Genomic DNA, 19,973 nt, shown 5'->3' with positions numbered 1-19,973 from the left:
TGCGCGCGTATGGCGGAGACGGACAGGAATCGAACCTGCCAGACCGAGATGCTCGGCCTCACCGGTTTTGAAGACCGGGGCGCCCACCAGGACACGTACGCCTCCGTCTGGCTACTTTACAGATCCCGCGCGCACCCCACCGCCGCCGCCCCACCACTTTCCGGCGGGTAAAATGACCAGCATGACCGAGCAGATTAATTTAACCTCTTTCGCCGCCGGTGGCGGCTGCGCCTGCAAGATTCCCGCCGGGGAATTGGAATCAGCGGTAGAAGGGCTCATCGGCAAGGCCGATCCCAATGTCCTGGTCGGCCTCGACGATGGCGATGATGCCGCAGCGGTCAAGATCGACAACGGCCTCGCCGTGATTTCCACCGCGGACTTTTTCACCCCCATGGTCAATGATCCCTATACCTGGGGCCAGATTGCCGCAGCCAATGCGCTATCCGATGTCTACGCCATGGGCGGCACCCCCGTTACCGCCATCAACCTCGTGGGCTGGCCCAATGAAAAGCTTGGCTTGGACATCCTGCGCGAGGTGCTGCGCGGCGGCATGGATAAAGCCACCGAGGCGGGCATTTCCATTACCGGCGGTCACTCCATTACCGCCCCAGAGCCGCTGTACGGCATGGCGGCGACGGGCATCGGCGATCCCGAAAAACTCATGCGCAACGATGCCGCGGAGGCCGGCCTGCCCATTACGCTGACCAAGCCCATCGGCGTGGGCATTTTGAATAATAAGCACAAGGCCACCGGCGAGGTATCCCAAGCAGCCATCGATTCCATGACCGCGCTCAACCGCCAGGCCGCACAGGATGCGGTCGCCGCCGGTGCGCGCGCGGCCACCGATGTCACCGGCTTCGGGTTACTGGGCCACCTGTACAAGATGTGCCGCGCCTCCGGCGTATCGGCTGAGTTGGACTTTTCCGCGGTCCCCACCGTGGACGGCGCCACCGATGCCCTCGCGGAAGGCTTTATCCCGGGCGGTTCGCGCCGCAACCTGAATTGGGTCCGCCCGCACCTGCAGCCCTCCTCCCTTACGGAGGAAGAGCTAGTGCTGCTTGCCGATGCCCAAACTTCCGGCGGCCTCCTCATCATCGGCGAAGTCCCGGGCTACCCCGTCATCGGCCGCACGACACCGCTTTCTGACGATTCCTACATCACCATTTCCTAAGATGAACCACCGCCTTTTTAGCCTGCCCCTTGCCACCCTCGCCCTCGGTGCGGGCCTTGTCGCCTGCGCCGACGGGAGCACCAACCGCGGCTGCTCACCCATCGAATTATCGGAGCTGCGTACTTCCCTGCCCGACACCCTGATCGGCGCTAACCAGGATCCCGATTCCACCAGCGATGAGAATGACTCCTTCTCCGTGCTCTACGGCGGCGACTCGCCGGAGAAGGTTAGCGTACTGGGCACGAAATACGAGTCCGATAACGAGGCCGTATGCCCCGATGACCCAGATGCGGCGGCAGAGCGCTACTTGGAACTGGTCAATGAGGACATCGATAAGCAAAATGCCGCCCAAGGCCGCGCGGGAAATGAGTACAAACCATTCGATTTCACCGCAGCGGACCGGCATTTTTATTGCTCGGCCTGGGCGGTCGAGGATGCCATCTCGACCACCTGCGTGACCACGGTCCATGACGCGGCGGTCAACTACTATCTCCACCGCGATTCCGAGTCCCTAGAGGCGGAGCAATCGCGCATGCAGGAGATCGGCGAAGAGCTCGCCGATTCCTTTGCCAACCTCGACTAAGCCTGGCCAGCCCTCGCTAGCCTGCGCTGAGCACGTCGGTGGCAAGACCCTGCTCGCGCCGGCGCCGCTCCGCGCGGCGCTTTTGCGGGCCCATCGTGGTGGCCGGGTTCTTGACCGCTTCAAGGCCCGCGTTGAGCACGCCAAAGCGCGTGCACGCGGATCCGGCAAGCAATGATAGGCCCGCGGCCACAGACACGGCGCGGGACTTCGTCGCCGCCGCCACCGCACTGCCCACCCCGCCAGCGGCAATCAAGTATTCCGAGGCGCGCATGAGCTTTCCCGGCGTTCCGTGATGCAATTCCTCGCGCGGCTCCGGCTCCATATTGCTTTCAAGCACCTTCGTCGCCGCGATATCGCTGGCCGCAGCTGCCATTCCTAAGGCACGGGCGGGACCGGCGTGCTTTACCGGAGTGGTCACCATGGCCAGGCCAGAGGCTGCTGCCGAAGCCGAGGACACAAAGACATAGGGCAAGTGCCGCTTCATGTCATTCCACACTGGGTTGGACGTATTAGACAGCAATACCGCCGTATATCCGGCCAGTGGGCCACCGAGCACACCGGTTATCACTCCGGCCGGAGTCGCGGCCTTGCTCAGGCTCGCGCGCAGCCACTTCGGAAGCGGAAATCTCCGCTTGGTCGCGTTATCCACCTCTACCGCGGCCGGAATGGCCGCCGCGGTGGAAAAGCCCGCGAGCAGCCACGATCCGAGCGACATCGGCGAGGTCACCTTGAAGACGCGGAACATATTCAACGCGCGCTCCGGCCGGCCCAGGTCCAAAATCAAAAAGACCGATCCTGCGGCCGCCGCGCCAAAGGCCGCTACCCGCGTGGTCCGGCGCAAAGGTGCGTTGCCTGCGGCCTGTGCACCGGTAGCCAAAAGGCCCGATCCGCCGGCTATACCGCCCAATAAGAAATATCCACCGATGGGCCACTCCCACGGCGGGGCCTTAACCACGGGCCTGCCGTAGTAGGAAGAAAACTCAAAGTCTTCTGCCATCCGCTCCTCTTTGGAGCCATCCTGCGCACCCGCGCCCGGGCGCTTGCGCTTCTTCTTGCGCTTTGGCCCGTCGAAATTACGGTAGCGATTCGGCCGCTCCGGTTGCGGTGGCCGGTACTCATCAAAACCGCTCATTTGCGCCCTCCAATCAAAAAGGAACCCGCCACGGCCAGCGCCATCCCGCCGATGGCCTTGGCCGCGGTTTTATACATGTTCGGCAAATCCGCAGTGGGCACGCGCGGGTCCGGCGGCAGGCCATAGACCTCTGGCGAATCCAGCAATAAGAAGATAGAGCCGGTTCCGCCCACGCCATCATTGTCATTGGCGCCATAGAGCCGCGCCTCCGTTATGCCCTGTTCGTGCAGGACGCGCACGCGATCCTTCGCTGCGGCCAGCATGTCCTCATAGGTACCGAACTGGATGGAATCCGTCGGACACGTCTTGGAACAGGCCGGCTGCTCGCCCTGTTTCAGGCGGTCATAGCACATGGTGCACTTCTGGGCGACGCCCACATTCTTAATCGGCATTGCCTCGCCAGGCGTATGGTCTGTGCCTTGGGGCTTGCGCTGCTTGAGCTTTTTGAGCACGTTGATGCCGGCGTGCGAATTATCCTGATAATCCACCGTCGCGGTCTTATCGTATTTCAACGACACCCCGCCGTCATCGCGGCGTTCGATGACGCCGAAGGGGCATCCCGCCACGCAGGTTCCGCAGCCATTACACACATCATCTTGGACGACCACGGTGCCAAACTCGGTGCGGAAGAGAGCACCCGTTGGGCACACATCCAAACACCCAGCATGCGTGCAGTGCTTGCAGACGTCCGAGGACATCAACCACCGGAACGTATCCGTATCCGGCGGGGTGGTATCGACCTCGTCAGGCTTTCCACCGATGGTGGGCATGCCTAGGGAAATAAGCTGTTTTCCCTCTTCACGAGCCTTCTCGATACGGTCATTGTTTTGTTCCACAAAGGCTACGTGCCGCCACGTATTGGCGCCCAGGGCGCCGGTATTGTCATAGGAATTACCGGTGACGTCATATCCCTCTACCGGGTTGCGGTTCCATTCCTTACACGCCACCTCGCAGGCCTTGCAGCCGATGCACACAGACGTATCGGTGAAAAAGGCCATGCGGCGGTAGGAATCATAGCCGTGCTGGCCCGCGTCCTCGGTCAGTAGATTAGTCATTTACTTACCTTTTTCGCCTTCGCTTGCCGTCTCATCATCACTACTATCCGCGCCAAACTGACCATGCTTTTCGGGCTCGGGGTTATAGGTAAACGAGTCAGGAACCGACAACAAATCATTGCCGGAATCAACGCTCAACTGCGCCCGCTCCTGATACTGCTTGAGCAGCTTCAAGCGGCCTTCTCCCCTTGGCCGGCGGCCCGGCTGGATATCGCAGGCGCCGATCTTTGAGTTCTGAATGAACACATTCGGCTCGAGCGTAAGACCCAAGAGATCGTTGGCACCGTCACCGGCCACAGCGGTGGTCTCGGACTCGCCGTAGTGGAAGGGCAGGCCAATCTGGTGGAATTCTTCCCCATTAATCTTCAGCATCTGCATGCGATCGGTGACCAAGACCTGCGCCTCAATCACGCCGCGCGGCGAGATAATCGTTGCCCACTCGCCATTTTCCAAGCCCCGCTTTGCGGCCAAGTCCTTATCCACCTCGCAGAATAGGCCCGGCTGCAGCTCCGCCAGATAAGGCAGACGGCGCGACATCGCACCCGAGGTGTACATCTCCGTGAGACGGTAGGTAGAAAATACGAACGGAAAAACCTCCGCACCGGGCATGCCCGGTTCTGGACGCTGCAAGTTATCCGGGCGCTTGATGGTCAAGCGCGTCGGCGATTGCTGCTGCTTATACAGCACGTTGGTCACCGGAGACTCCTGCGGCTCGTAGTGGGTGGGCAAAGGGCCATCGGAAAGCCCGGAAGGCGCAAAGAGCCAACCGCGTCCGTCCGCCTGCATGATGAAGGCGTCCGTGCCATCAAGGGCGTCCGGACCGACGGCATCGGCAGGAGCCTTGTACTCCGGCGACTTCGTTACCGGGAAGTCAGGGACGTCATCGCCTACCCACTTGCCCTGGGCCTCGTCCCACCACACGTACTTCTTGCGCTCGGACCACGGGGTGCCATCCGGCTTGGCCGATGCACGGTTGTACAAAATGCGGCGGTTAGCAGGCCATACCCAGCCCCACTCGGGCGCGACCTCGTTCTGCTCCGAACCCGGGACCTTGCGCGCGGACTGGTTAACGCCGTCCTTGTACACGCCGGTGTAGATCCAGCAGCCGCCGGAGGTCGTGCCGTCATTCTTCATCTCCACGAAGGTGGGCAAAAGCTCACCCTTCTTGGGCCCATCCAGGTAGTAGCCGTTGATCTCCTTGAGGACATCCTCGGAGTTCGGCTCGCCTTCCTCATTTTCCACGTAATCCCACGTCACCTTCTGGAGCGGGAGATCACGCGGATCGGTGGAATCGCGCAGGCGTTCCTTCAGCTTCTTGCCCAGCTGGTAGAAGAACCACAGCTCGCTCTTGGCATCGCCTGGCGGCGGCGCCGCTTGGAAGCGCCACTGCAGCATGCGCTGCGTCTGGGTAAAGGTACCGGCCTTTTCCACGTGGGTAGCTGCGGGCATTAAGAAGACTTCGGTCTCGATGTCTTCCGTCTTCAGCTCGCCGTTTTTAATCTCCGGCGCATCCTTCCAAAACGATGCGGTTTCGATTTCCTGGAAATCGCGCACCACTAGCCACTTCAGCGATGCCAAACCGCGGCGCTGCATGCCACCATTGGACTGCGCTACCGCCGGATTCTGGCCAAAGACGAAGTAGCCATCTACCTGCCCATTAAGCATGGCCTGCAGGGTTTCGTAGGTGGAATGCGCGCCGGAAATGCGCGGCATGAGGTCATAGCCCCAGTTGTTTTCCTTGGTCGCCGCGTCTCCCCAGTAGGACTTCATCAAGGACACGGCGTAATTTTCGCCGATCTGCCAGAAGCCCTTTTGGGACTCATCCCGGATCTCATCCACGAATTCCGGCCACGTCTGCTTTTCCACGCTCGGCATGGGCAGGTAGCCGGGCAGGGAGTGGAAGAGCGTCGGGATGTCCGTGGATCCCTGAATGGAGGCATGCCCGCGCAGGGCCATGATTCCGGAGCCCGGACGGCCCACATTGCCCATCAAGAGCTGCAAAATGGCAGCGGTACGGATGAACTGCGCGCCCAAGGTGTGCTGGGTAAAGCCCAAAGCATAGGCGAAACACGTGGTGTGTTCCGGATCCGAATTCTGCGCAATGGAATCCGCCAGGTAGTAGAAGTCTTCCTGCGCGATGCCGCAGGTTTCTTCTACCAGCTCAGGGGTATAGCGCGCATAGTGGCGCTTGAGAATCTGGAAGACCGAATTCGGGTGCTCCAGGGTGTCATCTCGCTCCACATTCCAGGAAGAACCTTCCGGCTTTTGCACGTACTGCCACGAATCGGTCACGTACGTGCCGGTTTCCGGGTCATAGCCAGAAAACAGTCCGTCCAGTTCCTCGGTGTCCTGGTAGTCCTCCGAGATGATCATCGGCGCATTGGTATATGCAACGACATAATCGCGGAAGTACAGTTCATTTTGGAGCATGTAATTAATGACCGCACCCAACAGCACCACGTCGGTACCGCCGCGAATACCAATGTGACGGTTGGAGAACGCAGAGGTACGCGTATACCGCGGATCCACGTGAATAATGCGGGCACCACGCTTTTTAGCTTCTACGACCCACTGGAATCCCACCGGGTGGCACTCGGCCATATTCGAACCCTCAATGACGATGCAATCAGCATTCGCCATATCCTGCAGCGGTTGGGTTGCGCCGCCGCGGCCAAACGAAGTTCCTAAACTAGGAACTGTGGCGGAGTGTCATATGCGCGCCTGGTTTTCGAGCTGCACCGCACCGGCAGCGGTAAAAAGCTTCTTGATGAGGTAGTTTTCCTCGTTATCCAAGGTCGCGCCACCAAGGCCAGCGACACCCATCGTGCGGTTCAACGTCCGCCCCGAGTCGTCGGTGTCTTGCCAGCCCTTCCGGCGCGCTTCCAAGAAACGATCCGCGATCATGTCCATCGCGGTGTCTTCATCCAGCTCCTGCCACTCGGTGGAGTGCGGTGCGCGATATTTAATCTTGGTCAAACGCGTTGCGGAGTTGACCAACTGCTCCGACGCCGAGCCCTTGGGGCACAAACGCCCGCGCGAAATCGGCGAATCTGGATCGCCCTCAATCTGGATGACCCGGTCATCTTTGACGTATACGCGCTGGGCACAACCGACGGCGCAGTATGGGCACACGGATTGCACCACGCGGTCAGCTTCCACCGTGCGCCCGTGCTTTTCCTTACTCTTAGAAGACTGCGTATTGATATCCCTGCCAAAGGGATCGCCGCTACGCAGCTGGCGCACCACCGGCCAGTTGAGAGGACTTAAGCGAGACATGACTTTAAATCTATATTTGGGCGGAAAAATTCTCTAGCAAGGTGACCCTAAGCGTTTTTCGCAACTGCGCTTATCGCGGATTCCACGCCCTGCACGACGTCCGCGAGCTCCAGCAGCGGGCTGTTTTCTTTATTCTGCTCCTTAATAAACGGCACGTGGATAAAGCCTGCTTTTACCTGCGTATCTTTGAAATGGTGCAGCAGGCCATATAACAGGTGGTTGCACACAAACGATCCCGCGGTGGTCGAGACCCGTGCCGGAATCTCCGCCTCCTGAATCGCTGCGACCATCGCCTTCACCGGCAGAGTGGAAAAGTATGCGACTGGGCCACCTTCAACCACTGGTTCATCGATTGGCTGGTTGCCCGCATTATCCGGAATAGAAGCATCCGCCAAGTTGATGCCTACCCGCTCCGGAGTGATATGCCCGCGCCCGCCGGCCTGCCCCAGGCAGACCACCGCGTCCACATCTTCTTCCTCGGCCGCAGCAATTGCCTGTTTCAGTGCTTCACCGAATACCGTTGGCACAGGGTGCTTAATAATCTGCGCGCCGCGGATTTCATCCGGCAGCCTATCCAGCGCACGTTCTGTAGGGTTAATCTCTTCGCCGCCAAAGGCATCAAAAGCAGTTACCAGAATCTTCATCATTCCAGTATGGCAGCTAACGGTACCCCGCTGCTTTGATTAAGCGCTGTTCTCTTAGTTTGCGCGTAGTACCCAACCGCCCTTCGCGCTCACCGGCAGCGGCTTTCACCGGGGCGCTGCGCTATCGGTGAGCGCGAAGGTGAGGAAGACGAATTCGAGCGGACGGGCAGTGTATTAAATCGAGGGCGACCATTCATCTCCCCTACCCCTCCCTTCGCGCTCACGGGAGATAGGCGAGCCAACCGAGCTGATGCTCGCGGTGAGCGCGAAGGGCGGCGTTGCAGGAGGAGGAGATAAAGGGCGGGATGGAGGTCGCAGCTGAAGGTGAAAGCACGAGTGGTTACTGAACCGCTTTATCTACAAAGCGGTCATAGCAATTCTCCTGCTGCAAACGAGACCCTTTTTCTTTGCGGTTTGACGCGTGGAATAAAGTGAAACTAGTTGAAGTTGAACAGAACCGTACTCAACAAATAGTCAGACCTGTTCATTTTATTTCTAAAGGACGTTCTATGACACAAAAAGTTTCCTCTCACTCCAAACTTCCTAGCTGGGCAACGGGGTTTGGCGCGCAAGTCATTGCGGGCCTTATTATCGGCCTCATCCTGGGACTGATTGCATCTGGGATGGATACCGACCCTGACAATCCAGGGTGGTTGACCAACCTACTCAGCGGAGTCGGTGGCGCCTATGTCCAGCTATTAAAGGTCATGGTTCCGCCGCTTATCTTCGCCGCGGTGGTCACCTCTGTAGCTAACCTGCGCAAGGTTGCCAATGCCGCATCCTTGGCCATTTCTACGTTGGTGTGGTTCGCCATTACGGCGTTCTTCTCCGTCATCGTGGGCATCGTCGTGGCATTAGTCATGAAGCCCGGTGCTGGCACGAGCGTCGATGCATCCGCTGCAGAGGATCCGTCAAGCGTTGGTTCGTGGACTGCCTTCTTTGAGCAGCTCCTGCCACAAAACTTCTTTGGCCTTACCGCCTCTGCCAGCGATGGCGAAATATCGCTGAACTTCGGTGCGCTTCAGCTGCTGGTTATCTCCTTGGCCATTGGCATTGCCGCCGTACAGACCGGTAAGGCAGCCGATCCCTTCCTGCACTTTACGGAGTCCTTCCTCAAGGTCATCCAGAAGGTCCTGTGGTGGATTATCCGCCTGGCACCGATTGGTACCGCAGCGCTCATTGGTAAGGCAGTTGCTACCTACGGCTGGGACGCACTTGGCTCCCTGGGCAAATTCGTCTTGGCAATGTATGTGGGCCTGGCAATCGTCTTCGCCGTGGTCTACCCAGCGGTACTGAAGTTCAACAATATCTCGGTCACGGGCTTCTACAAGCGCATTTGGCCGGTAACGTCCTTGGGCTTTGTCACCCGCTCCTCTATGGGTGTTATGCCCGCAACGCAACGCTTCAGCGAACGCGCCTTAGGCGTTCCCACCGAGTACGCGTCCTTCGCAGTGCCACTCGGCGCTACTACGAAGATGGATGGCTGCGCCTCTGTCTACCCTGCTGTTGCTGCGATTTTCGTCGCGCAATTCTATGGCGTGGACCTAGACTTCACGCAATACCTGCTCATCATTTTCGTCTCCGTTATTGGTTCCGCGGCTACCGCGGGTACCACTGGCGCGACAGTCATGCTCACGCTGACTCTGTCCACGCTGGGCCTCCCTTTGGCCGGCGTTGGCTTGCTGCTGGCCATTGAGCCCATCATTGACATGGGCCGTACGGCACTCAACGTCACGGGTCAGGCATTGTGCGCGACGGTCGTCGCCAAGCGCGCGGGCATCCAGAACCAAGAGGTCTGGGATGAAGCCGAAAATGGCGTCAAGCACATCATGGAGGAAGACTCCGACGAGGAAGTAAGCGTCAAGGCTTAATAAACGAAAATAAAGGCCCAGGGCACAGCGCCTTGGGCCTTGGGCCTTTATTTATTGCCGGAATGGAAGTGGGCGGCGATGCGCAACACCAGCCGGCTCCACGTGGATAAATACGCTGCATCCGGCGAAAAGCTCGTCGAGGGCGACTTCGACGTCATCGGCAATCTCGTGTGAGTAGAGCACGCTCCAGTCCGCTGGCACCTCCATGGTCAGGTAGACCATTCTTTGCCTGCCGGAGGCTACCGTACGCCAATCCGTGAAAGTCACGGACTTTTCTTTTTCCAGTTCAGCTAAGAGATCCCAAATTTGATCTTGTTCTTCTTGCGGAAGGGCCTCAGAAAGCAGGCTGCTGACGGAATCGCGCAAAATCTTAAATCCCGTCCACAAGATATTGATGCCAATGGCCAAGGCCACAAGCGCATCAAGCCACAACCAGCCCGTAAGATACACCGCAGCCATGCCGACGAGAACGCCGGCGGAGGTCCACACATCCGTAATCAGGTGGTGCCCATCCGCATTTAGCGTCGCAGACCGGTAGCGCTTGCCCGCCTTAATCAGGGCCAAACCGACGCCCAAATTAAGTATCGAGGACAATAGCGACAGCGCTAAGCCCCAACCGCCTTCTTCAACGGGCTGGGGAGTAAAAAGGCGTTGGACTGCGGTGTAGATGATGGCTCCTGCCGCAATGAAAATCATCGCCCCTTCTACCAACGCGGAAATATACTCCGCCTTACCGTGGCCAAAGTGGTGATTATCATCGGCAGGCTTAGCGGCAATACGCAAGGCGCAATAACCCGCGATGGCGGCCACGAGGTTCACGAGGGATTCGAGGGCATCAGAGAAGAAACCAACCGAGCCCGTCAGCCACGCCGCCAAGGATTTCAGGACAATTGTCGCCACCGCCGCGGCGATGGACAACATCATAAAGCGCTCTAAAATACGCTGCTCAGAACTTAAAGAAGACAAGGTCTACTACTCTCCCTTCGGCAACCAGAATCAGTCCGAAGGTCTCGTTCGCATCGATGCCTCGATGCTGAGTGGCCGGGCCTTTAAGCCAGTGTGTCGACCAGTCATCGCGGCGCAGTAAGCGCCGTAGGAACTACTCCCCTTCTAGGTTCACAGGTTAGCAGACGGCGAGAATCCTTAAACATTCAACCAAATCCTTGATCCACCCTAGCGAACGCGAGGAGCCCATATAGACGAAAAATCTCCCTACGAACCAGAAGGTTTCTCACCATCTGGCTCGTAGGGAGTAATTGAGGCTTTTGCCTAGTTTAGTGCTGACCCTCTGCAAACTCTTCGACCAACTTAGCGTTGAATGCAGGCAGGTCGTCCGGGGTACGGGAGGAGACCAAGCCCTGGTCGCAGTGGACCTCTTCGTCAACCCAGGTAGCACCTGCGTTGCGGAGATCGGTCTGCAGGGACGGGAAGGACGTCAGGGTGCGGCCCTTGAGGGCCTCTGCATCGGCTAGAATCCAACCGCCGTGGCAGATAGCGCCCAAGGGGCGGTCCTCGCCCATGTGCTTGCGCACGATGCTAACGGCTGCCTCATCCAGGCGGATGAGGTCGGCGTTATTGGTGCCGCCAGGCAAGATGATGCCGTCGAAGGTCTCACCCTCGGAGTCCTTGGTCGTAGCATCAACGCTAATCTCGGTACCGTTCTTGCCCGTAATGGTGCCGGCCTTAGGCGCCAGAACCTTTACGGTAGCGCCGGCCTTCTGCACGGCCTCTAGCGGAGAGGTCAGCTCGGAGTCTTCAAAGTCATTCGTAGCAATGATTGCGATCGTCTTGTTTTCTAGCTCAGCCATTATTATGGCCTCCTTATTGTTGTCGGGTACGCAGATAGGATAACTCTACATTCGCGCGCTCGCCACGTTCACTACCGCGACCTGCAACAAGCTAGGTTTTAGCCGCCGATTTTGAAGTCACACACGTCGCCATCGTGCATGATGTAGTCCTTGCCTTCTTGGCGGACCTTGCCGTTGGCTCGCGCTTCGGCCATTGAGCCAGCAGCAACAAGATCGTCGAAGGAGACGATTTCTGCCTTGATGAACTTCTTTTCAAAATCGGTGTGGATTACGCCAGCGGCCTGGGGTGCGGCAGCGCCTTGCTTAATGGTCCACGCGCGGGCTTCCTTTTCACCAGCGGTGAGGTAGGTTTGCAGGCCCAAGGTGGAGAAACCAGCCTTGGCCAAGGTAGCCAAGCCGGGCTCTTCTTGGCCTACTGCCTCGAGCAGCTCGCTTGCCTCGTCCTCATCCAGCTCCAAGAGCTCGGACTCGGTTTGTGCATCGAGGAAGACGCAATCTGCTGGGGCGACGAGCTGGCGCAGTTCGTCCTTCTTGGTGGCATCGGTAAGCACAGCCTCGTCCGAGTTAAAGACATAGAGGAAGGGCTTAGCCGTCATCAGGTGCAGCTCGCGTACGAGGGAAAGATCAATCTCGCCGGTCTTGGCGGCGGCGAAGAGGGTGCGGTCATCCTCTAGGATTTCCTGCGCCTTCTTGGTTGCCTCCACAACAGGCGCCAAGTCCTTATTCTTCCGGGCATCCTTTTCTAGGCGCGGCAGGGCCTTCTCGATGGTCTGCAGATCCGCCAGAATCAGCTCTGTATTAATAACGGAAATGTCATTGCCGGGATCTACCTGGCCATCGACGTGGATGACATTGTCATCAGAAAAGGCGCGGACCACCTGGCAGATAGCGTCGGCCTCGCGGATATTGGCTAGGAAGGCGTTTCCCATACCCTCGCCCTGCGAGGCACCTGCGACGATGCCGGCAATATCCACGAAGGACACGGTCGCCGGCAAGATACGCTCGGAGTTGAACATCTTGGCGAGGGCGTCCAAACGGGGATCCGGCAGCTCCACCAAGCCCACGTTGGGCTCGATGGTGGCGAATGGGTAATTAGCCGCCAAGATTTCGGAACGGGTCAGGGCATTAAACAAAGTGGACTTGCCCACATTGGGCAAGCCGACGATTCCTAGTGTAAGACTCACGGGGCTAATCCTAACGCACCTACCGCGTTATGAGGCAAGATGGTGGGGTGAGTTCTGATAAGCAACCAACACCCGAAAAGCCACAGGCGAGCCCGGGCGATAAGATGGACGGTGACTTCGACACCAACCAATTGGACGACGTATCGCCGCATCCCCCGGGCAATCAGGTCGATCGCTCCGTCATCGCGGGCGAGATGGTGAAATCGACCTCCCTGTGGGCCGTGCGCCTGCTGATAATCGGCGTTTTCCTTTTTGCTGTCTATCAGGTCCTGGGTAGCTTCTGGCAGGGCATCCTTCCAGTGCTCTTGGCTCTTATTATCTGTACCGTGCTTAACCCCATGGCGCGTTGGATGCGAACAAAGGGACTACCCGCGGGCCTGGCAGCGATTGTGACAATCCTGCTCTCTTCAGCCGCCGTCGGTGGGCTCATCGCCTCGGTGGCACCGGACTTCATGCGGCAATCCCAGTCGCTCTACTTACAAACGGTCTCGGGCATCCAGCAGCTCCAGGTTTGGGCCCAGGGCCCACCCTTGAACCTCGATAGCGACGATATGAGCACCTATATCGACGAGGCCGCAGGCTGGTTGCAGGAGCGTGCGGGCGTTATCGCCGGGTCTGTATTTACGGGCATCGGCAATGCCACCTCATTTTTCGTCACGGTGTTCATTGTCTTGGTGCTCACCTTCTTCTTCCTCAAGGACGGCACCAAATTCCTGCCGTGGCTGCGCGATGCCACCGGGCGACGTGCCGGCTGGCACCTCACGGAATTGCTCACGCGCGCCTGGAATACCCTGGGCGGATTCATTCGGGCACAGGCGGTGGTCTCGCTTATCGATGCCATCTTTATCGGCCTCGGCCTCGTGCTTATCGGCGTGCCCTTGGCGATGGCCCTGGCAATCATCACCTTCATCGCCGGCTTCATCCCGTTCGTCGGCGCCATTGTCTCCGGCGCGCTCGCGGTGGTTATCGCCTTAGTGTCTTTGGGCTTTACCCGAGCACTGTTGGTCTTGGGTCTCGTTCTTTTGGTCCAGCAACTTGAAGGAAATGTCCTCTCGCCGTGGCTGCAGGCGAAGGCCATGAACCTGCACCCAGTCATTGTTTTGGTCTCCGTCATCGTCGGCTCCGCGCTCTTTGGACTCATTGGTGGATTCTTGGCCGTGCCGACCGCCGCCATGATCGCGGTGGCTTATCGCTACGTGCAGGACATGATGAAGCTGCAGTCCGGCGAAAAGCACTCCTCCGAGCTCAACTACTCCACCGTCGCGGGCTACCTCATCGGCCGCTATACCGAAGAGCAAGCGCAGTACAAGCGCGAGCAATGGCGCAAGGTCCCAGAACACGCCAACCCCGATATCGCCGGCGCCGACGCGGCTTCCGATGGCGATCCCACCACGCTCGACGCCTCCGTCGACGTCGATTCCACCCCGGAGGACTATGACGAACCGAGCATGCGCTCCAACCTGCGCCGGGCGCGGGATGCCTTTGAAAATCTTTTGAACGGAGATTCGAAAAAATAGTGTGCTGTGTCGGCAGCACGTGTCATAGTGGATTCCATGACATCCACTTTGCCCGTGCTGCTGCTGTTTATCGGTCTCCTATTGGGCGCCGTTCTGGGATGGTTGGCCCACTCTCATTCCGCTTCCCGCTCCGCGCCGAGCGAGGAGCACCGGGCGCTGCAAGAATCCCAGCGCCGCCAGGCCGAGCTGCAACCGCTGGAAAAGGCCATGGATAGGCTTGGATTCCAGCTCCAAGAATTGGAAGAAGATCGCACCGCCCACTTGGCCTCCCTGTCCAGCCAAGTGCAGGCGGTGACCCGCACCTCGTCCCGGCTAACAGAGCGCACGGATCAGCTCGTTACGGCTCTACGCTCACCCAATGTGCGCGGGCGGTGGGGCGAGATTCAGCTAGAGCGCGTCGTCGAACTCGGCGGCATGAGACGGCACGTAGACTTCGATACCCAAGTCTCTGCCCCCTTAAACGGCCGCATCGTGCGCCCAGATATGCTCATCAACTTGGCCGGTGGCAGGCATATCATCGTCGATGCCAAGGTCCCATTTTCTTCTTACCTCGATGCGCTAGAAACCGAAGATCCAGAAGAACACGCCGGCTACCTGCGCCGCCACGCGCATCAGCTGCGCAGCCACATCCAGGCGTTGTCCCACAAGGACTATATTGAGGCCTTCCAACCCACCCCGGAATTCGTGGTGCTCTTCGTGCCCGCAGATCCCTTCCTCGATGCTGCGTTGTCGGTCGATCCTGAGCTCATCGAGTTTGGTTTTGAGCGCAACGTCGTCATCGCCACCCCGAGCTCCCTCTTCGCGCTTTTGCGCACGGTAGCTATGGGTTGGCACCAAGAAGATATTTCCACCAAGGCAAAAGAAGTCCAACGCTTGGGACGCGAGCTCTATTCGCGGCTCAATACCCTTTCGGAGCACTACGGCAAGGTGGGTCAAAACCTCGAAAAGGCAGTAGAAGCCTATAATTCCACGCTCTCCTCGCTGGATTCGCGCGTGGGCGTGACTGCCCGCAAGCTGCACGAAATGGAGATCCCCGGCCGCACGAACAGGGCACCGCGCGAGCCCTCCCCCATTGATACGTGGCCGCGCGGGACAAATTTTTCATAAATTCTAGGCAGTTTTACTGCGTGGATATAGCCATTGGCCCGCGCCAGACGGTAGGATTTTGCGACGTGTCACTAGCCAAACAACGAAAGCCAACCGCCGCGCAAGGCCTGAGCATGCCGAACATCTCGCTGCTGAAGGGCCTTGGGCTATTGGCGGCACTTTTGCTCACCGGCGCATTGATTTCCATTCTTGCCGGCTCTATAGGCTGGATGTACTTTGCCTTCCTCATCATCAGCTCGCTGCTCATAGCGCTCATCGTTGAGGAGCGGGGATTATTCCTGTCCATCGCGTCCATCCCCATTTTGTACGCGGTAACCGTGGTGACGGCGGGAATCTTCATCACCAAGTCCAATGCTCCAGAAGGCACCAGTTTTTCTAAAACGTCGCTGCTCACCTCGGTGTATCCGCTGGTCCAGAACTTCGTGTGGTTGCTTATCGCGGTTCTTGGCGCGACGGCAATCGGCGTTTTGCGCTGGATTCGCTTCCGCAAGGCCGCACAGCGCGCTGTGAATCAGCAAAGGATCTCGCGGCGCGCGGACATGAAGCGGGATCGTCAGAACCGCGCTGAGCGGCTTTCCGTGGCGGAACTCATGGCGCGTAATAGATCCGAAAACCCGCAGGCCTCATCCCCACGCGCCTCTCGCCGCAGATCGCATGCACAGGCGCAACCTCCGCAGAAGCCGCAGGACCGCATCCGCGGCCGCGACCGAGAAGAGCGTCGTCGCGAGCAACAGGCGGAACGCGAAAATCGCTTGCAACCCGATCCGAACCGGCGCGCGGGGGACGTGATACCACCGTCCCCCGAAACAGGTCCCACTTCCTCGACAAAAGCCACTGCCAAGAAGCAGCGTTGGGACGATAACCTCTACGAATAAACTAAACCGTGAGCCCTCGGCACTCTTTAAGAGGCCACCAGGCTCACGGTTATCGTTGTTTTAGGCGTTGCAGCGCTAGGTGCGCGCGGGACGCAGATCACGCGGCAGCGCAAAGGTAATGGATTCCGTAGAGGTGGTTACTTGCTCCACGTCATTAAAGCCGCGATCATCCAAGTATTCGAGCACTTCGCGCACCAAGAGTTCCGGCACGGAGGCGCCACAGGTCACACCAACGGTCTGTACGCCGTCTAACCACGATTCATCGATTTCTGCGGCGAAGTCCACCAAGTGGGAGTCGCGCGCGCCTGCCTCGAGTGCGACTTCTACGAGGCGCACCGAGTTGGACGAGTTTTTTGACCCCACCACGATCATCAGATCGCACTTCGGCGCGATGGCCTTGACGGACTCTTGCCGGTTTTGGGTGGCGTAGCAAATATCATCTGATGGCGGGTTTTCCAGGTGCGGGAAACGCTCGCGCAGTTTATTGACGATGACGACGGTCTCATCCACCGAGAGCGTGGTCTGCGAAAGCCAGATGAGTTTTTCATCCTGCAAGTAATCTGGCAGCTTGTCCACGCCGTCGACGCCATCGACCAAGTGCGTGACATCGGGGGCCTCACCCGCGGTGCCCTCTACCTCTTCGTGGCCTTCATGGCCCACGAGGAGGATGTGGTAACCATCGCGCTCGAAGCGCTGGGCTTCCTTGTGCACCTTGGTAACCAAGGGGCAGGTGGCATCCAGGGTCAATTGCTTGCGCTCTTGCGCCTGATTGCGCACCGCCGGGGAGATGCCGTGGGCAGAGAATACGAGGTGAGCACCCTCTGGGGCTTCGGATGCCTCTTCAACGAAGATGACTCCGCGCTTGGCCAGAGATTCAACGACATAACGGTTGTGGACGATTTGCTTGCGCACATAAATGGGTGCGCCGTATTTTTCTAGCGCCTTTTCTACAGTCTCGACGGCGCGGTCCACTCCAGCGCAGTAACCGCGCGGTGCCGCGAGGAGAACATTTTTACCATCAGTCATGCCTCCCAGAGTATCGAAAGGTAAAGCAAAACAATAGTAAGGGCTATCCAGCAGCAAAAGTGCCCATCTAGGCCACCCAAGCGGGGCGGTGCTTGTCCGGAGCACCTACACTAAAAGGCACCGTATGGCGCTGTAGATGGAAAGGGTGGCTGCGTGAACCAACCGGCAAATACTCCAGAGACCCCGTGGCCTGTAGGCCAGGTCAATGACCAGGTGAAGGGGTGGATCGAGCGCCTTGGATATCTGTGGGTGGAAGGCCAATTAACGCAGATCAATTACAAGCCCACGTGGAAGCTGTCTTATCTCACCCTGCGCGATGTGCAGCAGGAAAAGTCGGTGCAATTGACCTGCTCTTCCTCAATGCTGCACAACCTACCTACACCGCTGAAGGACGGCGACCGCGTCATCGTGCACGGCAAGCCCGCCTTTTATGCAGGCCGCGGATCCTTTTCCTTGTGGACCACAGAGATCCGGCACGTGGGCATCGGCGATTTATTGGCGCGCATCGAAAAGCTACGCGCGCAGCTCGCCGCAGAAGGCCTCTTTGATCCCGCGCGCAAGCGCCCACTTCCCTATCTCCCGCAGAAGATCGGCCTGATTACTGGCCGCGGTTCTGCCGCCGAGCGCGATGTCATGGCGGTCGCCCGCGACCGGTGGCCGGCCGTGCAATTCCGCGTCATCAATACCGCGGTTCAGGGGGCAAATACCGTCCCCGAGGTGGTTTCGGCCCTGCAGGAGCTCGACGCCGATGCAGATATTGATGTCATCATCATCGCCCGCGGTGGCGGTTCTGTCGAAGACCTCCTGCCCTTTTCTGAAGAAGCCCTGCAACGTGCCGTCGTGGCCGCCAGCACGCCGGTGGTCTCCGCGATTGGCCACGAGCCGGATAGCCCAGTGCTGGATAATGTCGCAGACTTACGCGCGGCCACACCCACGGACGCCGCCAAGCGCGTGGTCCCTTCGGTGGCAGAGGAACGGGCGGTCCTCGCAGAGGCGCGTTCCCGCATGGCAGCGGCGTTGCGCGGTTGGGTAGAACGCGAGCGCCGTGGATTAGATAATATCCGTTCCCGGCCGGTATTGGCCGATCCGATGACCCCGATCCGCGCCCGACGTGAAGAAGTCGAGCGCATGCGCACGAGTATGCGCCGCGAATTGCGGGTGTTGTTAGACCGCGAGACCCGGCACGTGGAGTCCCTTCGCGCACGGGTTTCTGCTTTAGGCCCTTCGGCGACGCTTGCCCGTGGGTATTCTATTGTTCAAGTCTTGCCCAAAGATGGCAGCGATCCGGAGGTAGTTAGCTCTTATGAGCAATCACCGCCCGGCGCGCAATTGCGCATTCGCGTGGGCGATGGTTCCATCACCGCCGTATCCATGGCCTCCCAGGCCGCCGATTAGCCAGAAATAGTAGGAGAAATGCTGATGTCAGATGAAACCATTGGTTCCGGCCAGCCGGGCCAGGATGCCTTTACTCCAGTAGAGGAATTGAGCTATGAGCAGGCGCGCGATGAGCTCATTGAAACCGTCAAGATTCTAGAGCTCGGCCAGATGGGCTTGGACGAGTCCCTGAAGTACTGGGAGCGCGGCGAGGCACTTGCTCGCACGTGCGAATCCCACTTGGATGGCGCCTCCAAGCGCGTGGAAGATGCTCTCGAAAAGGCGGAAAACAACGAGCAACAGGCCGAGGAGGGTGAAGAGTAATGCAGATTTATGGTTACCCGGGAAAGCGGATTGATTTCGTATCCAAATCGGCATCGGCAGGCTCCATCATGGGCGGCGATTCCCGCGCGTTGGTGGAGGAATTTTTCGGGCCGGCGCATACCATCACCCAGGTTTCGGCGACTGAGGAGGAACTGAGTTACTTTTCCCAGTCCATCGTGCTGCTGCTTGCCGATGCCAAGGTGGTCCAAGTCTCCATCTACCCGCAGCGTTCCCAGCGCGAGCGCGTGGACGTCTACCTAGAAAAGACGCGCCTGAGCGGGCTAGATGCGGCTGCCTTGGAAGAAGCCGCCGGTGGTACTGAGGGAATCACGGTGAAAGCAGACGATGAGGGGCTCAGCGAGGTTACTTTCCGCTTATAGGCTTGGCCTTGATGAAGGCCTCGGTGGCGGCGGCGAATTCTTCATCGGGGGCTGCGCCGGAGATGATGAGGCGGGCATCGCCTAGGTCAGCGATCCACAAGCGGCGCACCGAATCGTCGTCGCTTGCCAGCACGCGTACTTGGTGGCCCGCTACCTCGCGCGTGGAGTTCAGCCCGCGATAGTTAGCGTCGTATTTTTCGCCGGCGTCTTCTGCAGAAACTTGGGTTTGGGTGGATTCCACGTAGTTTCCATCTGCGGTAAGCCAGCTGACGACGGTGGCTGTCTCGCCTCCTAGCTGCGAACGTCGGGCCGCATTGGCCTGCCAGCCTTCGGGCATCTGGGGATCTCGGATGGCGCCAACACCGGCGCGGGCCTGCGTATCCAGGAAGGTCTCCTCGTCTACCTCTTGGACTGGGCCTTGCGCTGTTTCCGGATTCACCGAGCAAAGCCCGGTTGCGCCCACCACAAGCAACATCATGAGGACCACTATGGACAGGGACAAAATGATGTCGCGAGCGCCTTCGAAAATCTTCGGTCTTTGTTCTGCTGCCACGCGCCTTAGTATCGCATGAGCCGCCGTGAAAGTGCCACATGCCTCCCGCGTGCGCACATTCGCGCCGATAATGCTCCCCCGAGAGAGGAAAAT

Annotated in this window: 18 protein-coding genes and 1 tRNA gene; 9 read left to right on the top strand and 10 right to left on the bottom strand. The window is 59.0% G+C overall.

The features are described from left to right. Nucleotides 1-10 precede the first annotated feature (10 nt). A tRNA-Sec gene (locus tag QP891_RS02845) sits at nucleotides 11-105 on the bottom strand. Nucleotides 106-181: 76 nt separating this feature from the next. Here QP891_RS02845 and selD point away from each other — a divergent pair. Together selD and QP891_RS02835 are read left to right on the top strand one after the other, a co-directional pair. Beyond that, a complete protein-coding gene (gene selD / locus QP891_RS02840; protein ID WP_284769925.1) occupies nucleotides 182-1,171 on the top strand; it encodes a selenide, water dikinase SelD in 990 nt (329 codons plus the stop codon). Between the two features lies 1 nt (nucleotide 1,172). Next, nucleotides 1,173-1,754: a hypothetical protein gene (locus QP891_RS02835; RefSeq protein WP_284769926.1), complete on the top strand. Its 582-nt coding sequence runs from the start codon at nucleotides 1,173-1,175 to the stop codon at nucleotides 1,752-1,754. Nucleotides 1,755-1,770: 16 nt separating this feature from the next. Here QP891_RS02835 and nrfD read toward each other — a convergent pair whose 3' ends face one another. Genes nrfD through pcp form a run of 4 tightly spaced genes read right to left on the bottom strand, consistent with a single transcriptional unit; the run spans nucleotide 1,771 to nucleotide 7,861 of the window. Further along, nucleotides 1,771-2,886, bottom strand: a complete 1,116-nt coding sequence (gene nrfD, locus QP891_RS02830; RefSeq protein ID WP_284796301.1) for an NrfD/PsrC family molybdoenzyme membrane anchor subunit — start codon at nucleotides 2,884-2,886, stop codon at nucleotides 1,771-1,773. Beyond that, complete coding sequence (locus QP891_RS02825; protein WP_284796300.1) at nucleotides 2,883-3,941, bottom strand: 4Fe-4S dicluster domain-containing protein; 1,059 nt, start codon at nucleotides 3,939-3,941, stop codon at nucleotides 2,883-2,885. The genes nrfD and QP891_RS02825 overlap by 4 nt, the downstream gene beginning before the upstream one ends. Beyond that, on the bottom strand, nucleotides 3,942-7,217 hold the full coding sequence (fdnG, locus tag QP891_RS02820; RefSeq protein ID WP_284769929.1) for a formate dehydrogenase-N subunit alpha: 3,276 nt from the start codon (nucleotides 7,215-7,217) through the stop codon (nucleotides 3,942-3,944). It lies immediately after the preceding gene. A 47-nt stretch (nucleotides 7,218-7,264) separates the two neighbouring features. After that, a complete protein-coding gene (pcp, locus tag QP891_RS02815; protein WP_284769930.1) occupies nucleotides 7,265-7,861 on the bottom strand; it encodes a pyroglutamyl-peptidase I in 597 nt (198 codons plus the stop codon). A gap of 509 nt (nucleotides 7,862-8,370) precedes the next feature. On the opposite strand from pcp, the gene QP891_RS02810 reads away from it, so the two are divergent. Next, nucleotides 8,371-9,732, top strand: coding sequence for a dicarboxylate/amino acid:cation symporter (locus QP891_RS02810; RefSeq protein WP_284769931.1), 1,362 nt, complete (start codon nucleotides 8,371-8,373; stop codon nucleotides 9,730-9,732). Between the two features lie 51 nt (nucleotides 9,733-9,783). On the opposite strand, the gene QP891_RS02805 is transcribed toward QP891_RS02810, so the two are convergent. From QP891_RS02805 to ychF, 3 genes are all read right to left on the bottom strand, one after another. Beyond that, nucleotides 9,784-10,698 (bottom strand): cation diffusion facilitator family transporter, encoded by a 915-nt coding sequence (locus tag QP891_RS02805; protein ID WP_458773877.1) that lies wholly within the window; start codon nucleotides 10,696-10,698, stop codon nucleotides 9,784-9,786. A gap of 308 nt (nucleotides 10,699-11,006) precedes the next feature. Further along, nucleotides 11,007-11,540, bottom strand: coding sequence for a type 1 glutamine amidotransferase domain-containing protein (locus QP891_RS02800; RefSeq protein ID WP_284769932.1), 534 nt, complete (start codon nucleotides 11,538-11,540; stop codon nucleotides 11,007-11,009). A gap of 98 nt (nucleotides 11,541-11,638) precedes the next feature. After that, nucleotides 11,639-12,724 carry a redox-regulated ATPase YchF gene (gene ychF, locus QP891_RS02795; protein WP_284769933.1) on the bottom strand — a complete coding sequence of 362 codons (1,086 nt, stop codon included), beginning with the start codon at nucleotides 12,722-12,724 and terminating at the stop codon, nucleotides 11,639-11,641. Between the two features lie 29 nt (nucleotides 12,725-12,753). Between ychF and QP891_RS02790 the strand changes: the two genes are divergently transcribed. The 3 genes from QP891_RS02790 (at nucleotide 12,754) to QP891_RS02780 (ending at nucleotide 16,223) form a co-directional block, all read left to right on the top strand. Further along, nucleotides 12,754-14,241, top strand: coding sequence for an AI-2E family transporter (locus tag QP891_RS02790; protein WP_284769934.1), 1,488 nt, complete (start codon nucleotides 12,754-12,756; stop codon nucleotides 14,239-14,241). Between the two features lie 36 nt (nucleotides 14,242-14,277). Beyond that, nucleotides 14,278-15,348, top strand: coding sequence for a DNA recombination protein RmuC (locus tag QP891_RS02785; protein ID WP_284769935.1), 1,071 nt, complete (start codon nucleotides 14,278-14,280; stop codon nucleotides 15,346-15,348). Nucleotides 15,349-15,413: 65 nt separating this feature from the next. Further along, nucleotides 15,414-16,223 carry a DUF6542 domain-containing protein gene (locus QP891_RS02780; protein WP_284769936.1) on the top strand — a complete coding sequence of 270 codons (810 nt, stop codon included), beginning with the start codon at nucleotides 15,414-15,416 and terminating at the stop codon, nucleotides 16,221-16,223. A 75-nt stretch (nucleotides 16,224-16,298) separates the two neighbouring features. On the opposite strand, the gene QP891_RS02775 is transcribed toward QP891_RS02780, so the two are convergent. Then, nucleotides 16,299-17,249 carry a 4-hydroxy-3-methylbut-2-enyl diphosphate reductase gene (locus tag QP891_RS02775; RefSeq protein ID WP_284769937.1) on the bottom strand — a complete coding sequence of 317 codons (951 nt, stop codon included), beginning with the start codon at nucleotides 17,247-17,249 and terminating at the stop codon, nucleotides 16,299-16,301. A 153-nt stretch (nucleotides 17,250-17,402) separates the two neighbouring features. Between QP891_RS02775 and xseA the strand changes: the two genes are divergently transcribed. Genes xseA through QP891_RS02760 form a run of 3 tightly spaced genes read left to right on the top strand, consistent with a single transcriptional unit; the run spans nucleotide 17,403 to nucleotide 19,327 of the window. Next, complete coding sequence (gene xseA, locus QP891_RS02770; protein WP_284769938.1) at nucleotides 17,403-18,644, top strand: exodeoxyribonuclease VII large subunit; 1,242 nt, start codon at nucleotides 17,403-17,405, stop codon at nucleotides 18,642-18,644. A gap of 24 nt (nucleotides 18,645-18,668) precedes the next feature. Next, nucleotides 18,669-18,947, top strand: coding sequence for an exodeoxyribonuclease VII small subunit (locus QP891_RS02765; protein ID WP_005280052.1), 279 nt, complete (start codon nucleotides 18,669-18,671; stop codon nucleotides 18,945-18,947). Further along, the gene (locus tag QP891_RS02760) at nucleotides 18,947-19,327 is read left to right on the top strand and encodes a hypothetical protein (protein ID WP_284769939.1); all 381 of its coding nucleotides are present in this window, start codon (nucleotides 18,947-18,949) and stop codon (nucleotides 19,325-19,327) included. Before QP891_RS02765 ends, QP891_RS02760 begins: the two co-directional genes overlap by 1 nt. Here the strand turns inward: QP891_RS02760 and QP891_RS02755 are convergent. After that, nucleotides 19,311-19,880, bottom strand: a complete 570-nt coding sequence (locus QP891_RS02755; protein WP_284769940.1) for a DUF4245 domain-containing protein — start codon at nucleotides 19,878-19,880, stop codon at nucleotides 19,311-19,313. The two genes, QP891_RS02760 and QP891_RS02755, sit on opposite strands and share 17 nt — an antisense overlap. Nucleotides 19,881-19,973 lie beyond the last annotated feature (93 nt).

Source organism: Corynebacterium sp. MSK310, assembly GCF_030227355.1.
Taxonomy (GTDB): Bacteria; Actinomycetota; Actinomycetes; order Mycobacteriales; family Mycobacteriaceae; genus Corynebacterium; species Corynebacterium rhinophilum.
This window is presented reverse-complemented; position numbering and strand designations above follow the sequence as displayed.